A 1,744-nucleotide genomic window follows, 5' to 3' on the forward strand; every position below is an offset into this window, starting at 1 on the left:
CACCAAATCCACTGGCTGCCAAAGAGATCAAGAGTGTACCGATTATATAAAAGAAAACTGTTTTAAGTTGCACTCAAATTTCCATTTTTCTTCAGTCAGGGCTGAGTGTAGCCCGAAGTATGGTGGACTCGCCTAAAAGTTTGCAGCGGGTAAAAGCTTCTTCACCTGATAGGGCCAGGGACTCGTCTCTGGTGAAAAACTTTATCTCGGATGTGTAGCTGAAACATGATTAACTGCTGTGGGTCTGATTTTTACTAACAGTTCTTTGGCAACAGAAACAGAAATGGCTTTTTTCATTGAGATTAACTGACCAAGCTCAGACACAAGCCTTGGAATTTCCATTTCATTGGCACCTGCCGCAATGGCCAGGTTTTTCGCATGAAGGGACATGTGACCTTTCACGATGCCTACGGTGGCAAGGGCTTTTAAAGCCCCCAGGTTCTGAACAAGTCCTACAGCACCACAAATACGTCCGAGCTCTTCTGCGGAAGACACCTTTAAAATCTTTAAGGCCACCTTTGCTGAAGGATGAACCTTGGTAACACCTCCAACGGTCCCAACAGCCATGGGTACTCTTAAGATCCCAATGAGCTGACGCTTGAGAGGGGAATATCTCCAGGTGGCAACAGGTTGGTAGCTGCCGGTGCGTGCGGCGTAAGCATGGATACCTGCTTCGGTTGCACGCCAATCATTGCCCGTTGCAATTAAAATGGGGTCAATCCCATTTAAAATACCTTTATTATGTGTGCATGCCCGATGAGGATCAGATTCAGCAAAAATCGAAGCCTCTTCTATGCCTGTTCCTTGCTCTTCATCAACATCAGAAAGAGTGACACGAGCGCATGCCAGCCTGGAGTCCACAAGGTTGGAGAGAATGCATAAGCCTACCTTCTCACCAGTCTGTTCTTCAACAGGAGGCTTTAAGGCTTCACACGCCTGGTTGATTAAATTTGCTCCCATGGCGTCACAAGGGTCACATAGAAGATGAAGGACAACCATTGAACCTTGCTTGTCGGATCGTTCGAGCGTTCTAAATTCAATGTCTTTAATGCCACCACCTCTTCTTACCAAACCTGAAAGACGCTGATTGGCAAGGTCAATCATATCGTTACGATTTTCTGTGAGCTTTCGAAGGGTAAGTTCTGTATCAGATACATTTGGAAGTTGCACCTGACCAATGATCAACCTACCCTCTGTCCAGGTATTAATACATCCTCTGTTACGCACCCATTTGGCGTTAGCAGAAGCGGCCGCAATAATAGAGGTTTCTTCCACACACATTGGGATAAAGCGATCAACACCATCAATATTAAAATAATTTGCAACGCCTAACGGCATTGGAAAAATACCGATGGTATTTTCAATTAAATGATCCGCCTGTTCTTTTTTTAAAGAGGATTTTCCTGAAATGATATCCACTTCCTCTTTTGAGAGCTCCGAAAACCGGGCGACCCGTTCGAGGCGTTCTGCCAATGACAGTTTATAAAACCCTCCAGACAGGGTTTCAAAATCTACCTTGTGCATAATAGCTTCTCTCTTAATTCCGTCAGTGCTTTCAATACAGTACAAAAATATAAAAAATATTTACTCCCAAAAAATATGCCAGGAATAACTGCCGGAACCACCAAAAATTTCCTGAAATTCACACCATACTCTTCAAAGGGTATGCAGACCTTCGGTGCAGACCAACCTTTAAAAAATCCTGAAAAGGCGGTGTTAACCGGTAAAATGCAAAACCATATAT

At 44.1% G+C, this 1,744-nt stretch carries 2 protein-coding genes; one reads left to right on the forward strand and one right to left on the reverse strand.

Features of this window, described 5'->3' with window-relative positions:
* Positions 1-201: 201 nt before the first annotated feature.
* Entirely contained in the window at positions 202-1,524 is a 1,323-nt protein-coding gene (locus KDK18_RS11465; RefSeq protein ID WP_257255039.1) for a hydroxymethylglutaryl-CoA reductase, degradative, read from the reverse strand.
* Between KDK18_RS11465 and KDK18_RS11470 the strand changes: the two genes are divergently transcribed.
* A partial coding sequence (locus tag KDK18_RS11470; protein ID WP_257255040.1) for a hypothetical protein occupies positions 1,519-1,744 on the forward strand: 226 nt, incomplete at its 3' end. The two genes, KDK18_RS11465 and KDK18_RS11470, sit on opposite strands and share 6 nt — an antisense overlap.

The organism is Endozoicomonas sp. SESOKO3 (assembly GCF_024606255.1).